Annotated in this window: 8 protein-coding genes; 5 read left to right on the forward strand and 3 right to left on the reverse strand. The window is 40.2% G+C overall.

The features are described from left to right. Positions 1-205 precede the first annotated feature (205 nt). Positions 206-1383 (forward strand): IS630-like element ISMae25 family transposase gene (locus PX481_RS12520; protein ID WP_288094674.1). Its coding sequence is split into 2 segments (ribosomal slippage): positions 206-647 and positions 647-1383, totalling 1179 coding nucleotides; the frame shifts between segments, so codons are not numbered across the junction. Between the two features lie 167 nt (positions 1384-1550). Here PX481_RS12520 and PX481_RS12525 read toward each other — a convergent pair. From PX481_RS12525 to PX481_RS12535, 3 genes are all read right to left on the reverse strand, one after another. Next, positions 1551-1994, reverse strand: a complete 444-nt coding sequence (locus tag PX481_RS12525; protein WP_002761104.1) for a type II toxin-antitoxin system VapC family toxin — start codon at positions 1992-1994, stop codon at positions 1551-1553. After that, complete coding sequence (locus PX481_RS12530) at positions 1981-2253, reverse strand: hypothetical protein (protein ID WP_002761103.1); 273 nt, start codon at positions 2251-2253, stop codon at positions 1981-1983. Before PX481_RS12530 ends, PX481_RS12525 begins: the two co-directional genes overlap by 14 nt. Before the next feature lie 100 nt (positions 2254-2353). Continuing rightward, complete coding sequence (locus PX481_RS12535; protein WP_288094675.1) at positions 2354-2779, reverse strand: DUF29 family protein; 426 nt, start codon at positions 2777-2779, stop codon at positions 2354-2356. Between the two features lie 452 nt (positions 2780-3231). On the opposite strand from PX481_RS12535, the gene PX481_RS12540 reads away from it, so the two are divergent. The 4 genes from PX481_RS12540 to PX481_RS12550 all read left to right on the forward strand — a co-directional run bounded on the left by PX481_RS12540 (position 3232) and on the right by PX481_RS12550 (position 5727). After that, on the forward strand, positions 3232-4392 hold the full coding sequence (locus PX481_RS12540) for a PEP-CTERM sorting domain-containing protein (protein ID WP_288026954.1): 1161 nt from the start codon (positions 3232-3234) through the stop codon (positions 4390-4392). A 166-nt stretch (positions 4393-4558) separates the two neighbouring features. Beyond that, on the forward strand, positions 4559-4849 hold the full coding sequence (locus PX481_RS12545; protein WP_043999245.1) for a DUF433 domain-containing protein: 291 nt from the start codon (positions 4559-4561) through the stop codon (positions 4847-4849). Between the two features lie 182 nt (positions 4850-5031). Continuing rightward, complete coding sequence (locus PX481_RS29725) at positions 5032-5118, forward strand: PEP-CTERM sorting domain-containing protein (protein ID WP_071823541.1); 87 nt, start codon at positions 5032-5034, stop codon at positions 5116-5118. A gap of 156 nt (positions 5119-5274) precedes the next feature. After that, positions 5275-5727, forward strand: coding sequence for a DUF29 domain-containing protein (locus PX481_RS12550; protein WP_288026957.1), 453 nt, complete (start codon positions 5275-5277; stop codon positions 5725-5727). Positions 5728-5937: the final 210 nt, after the last annotated feature.

A 5937-nucleotide genomic window follows, 5' to 3' on the forward strand; every position in this document is an offset into this window, starting at 1 on the left:
CAATCCCGTCAATTTCTCGGAAGCTTTCCACTGTAGCCCAAGGTAAATGGATTAGGGTATCTAAATAGATGTCCATAGTGACCTCCCTCTCTACTGTATTCCATTATACCATTTTCCCACAAAACCCAAGAGAGCCGTCCGTAGAGTGTAGTGGACTGTTTCAGCTAAAATAGGGCAATAGCTCGAACAAGCAGAGGACATTTTAATGGGAAGAGGTCGGCGAGATAAAGTCAATCTAACAGGGGAACAAAGAGAAAACCTCGAACAAATCAGTCGTAATGGCTATGCACCAGCTAAAAAAATTCTCCACGCTCGGATTTTGCTGATGTGTGACGAGGGAGAACAGGCGAAAAGAAAATGGACAGATGAAGAAATAGCCGAAGCTTTAGAGGTCCATAGAAATACAGTGGGACGTATTCGTCAAAGATTTCTTCAAAAAGGCGAAAAACCAGCATTAGAACGGAAATTGAGAAAAACTCCCCCCACTCCGGCAAAAGTTGATGGAGCCGCCGCCGCCCAAATCATTGCCCTGTGCTGTTCGGAGCCACCATCTGGCCGAGCCGAGTGGACAATCCGACTATTAACTTCGGAACTCAAACAAAGACAAATTATCACCGAGATTTCCAGTCCAACGGTGTGGCGTACTCTAAAAAAAACCAATTACGCCCTTGGAAAACCCAAAGATACTGTATTCCGGAACAGGATTTAGCCCGATTTGTTGCCCAGATGGAAGTTGTCCTTGACCTGTATGCCACTCAGCCATCGGAAGAAGAACCGTTAATCGCGATGGATGAAGCATCAAAGCAACTACTTGGAGAAGTTTACCCCCCGATACCCATGCAACCTGGACAAGATAAAAAAGAAGACTATCACTATAGTCGTGAAGGGGTTCAAGCCTTGTTCATGTTTTTTGACCCCCATCGAGGATGGAGGCGGGTGAGTAACCGAGATAGTCGAACCCGAAGAGATTGGGCAGAAGAAATTCGTCAATTATTGGATGTGGACTATCCAAAGGCTCGAAAAGTCAAGCTCGTCTGTGATAATCTGAACACTCATAACATAGCCTCGCTTTATGAAGCATTTCCAGCACCCGTTGCTCATCGTTTAGCTAGAAGACTGGAAATTTATTACACACCTCGTAATGGTAGCTGGTTAAATGTAGCCGAAACTGAACTAAGCGTCTTATCGAGGCAATGTTTAGATAGAAGGATTTCTAGCAAGGAAGAACTGAAAAGGGAGATAGAAACATGGCAAAAAGAACGTAATCAGACTGCATCTACAGTAATATGGACGTTTACGACCAGCGATGCTAGGGTCAAGCTGAAACATCTTTATCCTGTGTTTGAGGAGGAGGAATCGGGAGAATCTATTGCACCAAATTAGCTGAAACAGTCCACTACACTCTACGGACTCGTAGGGTGCGCCCTTCAATAGCGTAACGCACCAATTTAATAATAGAGGTGGTGCGTTACGGCGAATTATTAATTTGGGTTTTTTGACTAAATTGATAGCCGCCTAACGCACCCTACACTCTACGGACTACTGATTAACTAGAAATTTGGGAAAAGATTAATAAAGGGTTTTTTATTTTTCCAGCGATAGGTATTAAAATCTCGATTATCAATTGATAAGATACGTCCATTTCCTAACTCTTCTGCTAAGATAACTAGGGAGGCATCGGCTAAGTCCATTGGCAGACTTTGATATTGTTTCATAAGGTCTTGAATTCTTTCTAGATGAGTATTTTCAAGGTGAAATAATAGAAATTTTTGGGGATGTCTCTCAAATACGTTCATTAATTTTATTTGTTTTTCAACTCCTGTATAGAGATTTGGAGAACGTTGTAAAAGAAGATGACAACTTTCTGTTAAAACACACCAAGTTGTAATTAGGGGTTGAGAAGAATACTGTGCTAAGGTTTGCTGTGCTATTAGATGATATTGATCTTTATTGTTAAATAAAGCCACCCAGAACCCAGTATCAACGATGATCATATTTAGCTTTTAATCCTTCTTTGAGAACGGATTTATAATTAGTAGAAAGGTCTGATTCTGCACTAATACAACCGATTAATCCAGATTCTTTTAAAATGTCTAGGGTACTTTGAGCTTCAGGGTTTATTTTTGCTGCAATCTCTGGCTTTTTTGCTAAAGAATAGCGTTTTTTTAATAACTCAATAAAATCAATCAGTAAGTTTTGTGCTTCTTCAGGTAATTGGTTAATATCTTGTTGAATTTGTTCTAAGTTAATCATTAATTGTCCTCCGTTAAGGTTTTTAAATAGGCTGCTAATCTTTAAGCGACTGTTTCTGACATTTAACCCTCCTGATTTGTTTCCGACTGTCCCCTGTTACTTAATCGATTAATATCAATTCCAATGCTTGATTAATAATTTTATTTTTATCAATCATAGCTTCAATTTCTTCTGGTTGACATATACCCTCAAAAGCTTCTAATGCCGCTTGTCTTAAAGCTGAAGAATAAGCATCATCTAAGGTTTCTTTTAATTCTTCTATTGTTAGATAATTTCCTCCAGTTTTACGTCGTTGATTAATGCGTTGAATCTGTCGAACAGAATTAGAAATAGAGGTTTCCCATGAGCGTGTACTGCGTTTTTCTGCTTGCTGTTTAATCAGATGTAATAATACAATAATACTAAAGCTAAAAATCTTATTGAGCTTATCATCCTTGCTCATTTCTGTCATTTCCTCTACCAAGATTAAGGCATCGGGAACATTGCCAGCTAGTAATAGATTTTTTAACTCTAATAGTTCTTCCATTTTTTGCTTTTTTTACTGATTAACCTCTTAATTTAGTAATTTGTTCTGCATTTAAATTAACCGAAGTTGCTAGTTATAAGCTTCGCTAGTTCGATCCCCCTAAATCCCCCTTAAAAAGGGGGACTTTGAGTCTGGTTCCCTCCTTAAAAAGGGAGACTTTGAGTCTGGTTCCCTCCTTAAAAAGGGAGACTTTGAGTCTGTTTCCCTCCTTAAAAAGGGAGACTTTGAGTCTGGTTCCCCCCTTTTCAAGGGGGGCTAGGGGGGATCGAACCTAGAAATCAAATTTAGCCTTTTTTATGATCCTTGCCCTCCTTTTTGTCACTAAATCCCACTTTATCCCACAAAAATTATTGTATCAGAAAATCCAAAATGGCCACAAATTCCCACAGACAAAACCAAAGTGAACATCTAGATTGTAAGAATCACTTAGTTTTTGGGATTTTTATCAGGTTATGAACAAGATACTAGCTAATTGTATCAGCTTAGGGATCGGATTGGGTGCGATCGGGGTCGCTTTCCCCGCACAGGCCGCCTCTTTTCAGGGGTTAGGGTTCTTACCGGGTAGTTTCGGTAGCTATGCTTTTGGAGTATCAGCAGATGGGTCTGTTGTTGTTGGTTTCAGCAATGGTGCTAATGGTCAGGAGGCATTTCGTTGGACACAACAGACGGGGATGGTAGGACTAGGGGACTTACCGGGGGGGATTTTCAATAGCGTAGCTAATGGAGTATCAGGGGATGGGTCTGTTGTTATTGGTCAAAGCATTAGTGCTAATGGTACTGAGGCATTTCGTTGGACACAACAGACGGGGATGGTAGGACTAGGAGACTTACCTGGCAGAACTTTCAAGAGCATTGCTAATGGAGTATCAGCAGATGGGTCTGTTGTTGTTGGTAATGGAAGGGGTGCTAATGGTGGTGAGGCATTCCGTTGGACACAAGGGACAGGAATGGTAGGACTAGGGGACTTGTCTGGAGGTGGTGCCTTGAGTGAAGCTTATGGAGTATCAGGGGATGGGTCTGTTGTCGTTGGTAGAAGCACTAATGCTAATTTTGTTGAGGCATTCCGTTGGACACAAGGGACGGGAATGGTAGGACTAGGGGACTTATCTGGGGGTGGTTTCGATAGCCGTGCTGAAGGAGTATCAGTAGATGGGTCTGTTGTTGTTGGTCAAAGCATTAGTGCTAATGGAAAGGAAGCATTCCGTTGGACACAAGGGACGGGAATGGTAGGACTAGGAGACTTATCGGGGGGGAGTTTCTTTAGCGTAGCTTTTGGAGTATCAGGGGATGGGTCTGTTATTGTTGGTTATGGTAGTAGTGCTAATGGTCCAGAGGCATTTATCTGGAATAGTAGCCAAGGAATGCGGAGCCTAAAAGAGGTTTTAAGTAATGATTATGGTTTAAATTTAACGGGTTGGACTTTAAACGATGCGCGTGTAATTTCTGCTGATGGGTTAACGGTTGTGGGTTATGGAACTAACCCCAGTGGTAATATTGAAGCTTGGATTGCTCGTTTAAATCCGCAAAATAATCCATCTGTACCGGAGCCTAGTTCTATATTAGGGTTAGGGCTGTTTTCTTTGGTGGGTTTTTTGAGGAAGAAACGGTCATAATCTAACCTAACTTTGATGGGAAAGTCCATAAATTCCCTATTTTGGGGCATTTCAATCAGTTAGCATCTCAATCATTAGATAAAATGGCATCCTCGAAAGGGGGGCTTTTTTGTTGTTCGGATGTATCGATCGAGCTACAATAAAAGGGACTTCTCTAGGCGAAAATATGGCTACAGGCATCGATATTAGCGAATTTATTGTTGCTAGTCCGGATATTTGTAATGCTCGTCCCCGGATCGCGGGAACTAGAATCACGATTCAAAGTTTAGTCATGGATCATAAAACGGGAATGAGTGCCGAAGCGATCGCTAAGGAATATCCTCAGTTAAGTCTGGCTCAAATTTATAGCGCTCTAGCGTATTATCACGCGAATAAAGAACAGATAGAGGCCGATATCGATGCTTACCGAGCCGATTGTGAAGACTGGGAATCCCGATATCGAGCCGGTGAATTGTAATGAGTCAAATCCGTCTCTACCTTGATGAAGATGCGGGTCAACGCTCGGTCGTGGAAGCTTTGCGGAATCTGCGGTCAGTAAGGTATAGTCATTTCAATTAAAATTGAGAATATTAATCCCAGAGTTCATAAGGGTTTTGTCGGTATAGAGTGTATCAGACTTATCTGAAATGACTATAACTAATGATTTCGTTAGTACCAGAACCTAGTTCTATTTTAGGGTTAGGCCTGTTTTCTTTGGTGGGTTTTTTAATTAAGAAACGGTCATAATCTAACCTGACTTTAATGGGAAAGTCCATAAACTCCCTATTTTTAGTATTTCAATCAGTTAGCATCTCAATCATTAGATAAAAGGGCATCCTCGAAAGGGGGGCTTTTTTGTTGGTGTATAATGGCGATATATTCTGAAGGATTGAGGAATAACCGATGACTCATGCCAGACAAAGTTTATCATCTATCTATGAAGAAGATTATCAGCAATGGCTAGATGAGACAGTTTTATTGTTAAAAAATCGTCAAGTTGATAGTTTAGATTATGAGCATTTAATTGAGGAGTTAGAAGCTTGGGGAAGGGAACAAAAAAATGCGGTTGAGAGTTTAGCAATTCAAATAATACAACATCTTTTATTCTATCAGTATTGGTCAAGCGAACGAGAATATAACGAGCGACATTGGCGAGGTGAATTAATTGGTTTTCGGACTCAATTGGAATTAAGATTAACGACCAATCTCAGAAACCATTTATCTAATCGTCTCGATTATCTTTATGGTAAAGCCAGAAAAATGGCAGAGGTGAAAACGGATTTAAAATTACCATCAGAGAATCCTTATGCTTTAGCTGATATTTTAGACGAAGATTGGATTCCTGAAATTAGTTAAATAATTCTTCAGAAAATTTTAGCTAGGATGGAACCTAGTTTTTTAAGATAATTATTAATTTAAAATCTTGGCTCTTCGGTTTGTGTTATGCAATGGACGGGGATTATAAGGGATGTAACCCTTATATAGAAAGGCATTTAGCGATTTTTGTCAATTGTTTTTTATCTAGAGCGAACTAATCAATTAAGTCTCTTGCCAGATAAGGATTTA

Source organism: Microcystis sp. M53603_WE2 (assembly GCF_030065435.1).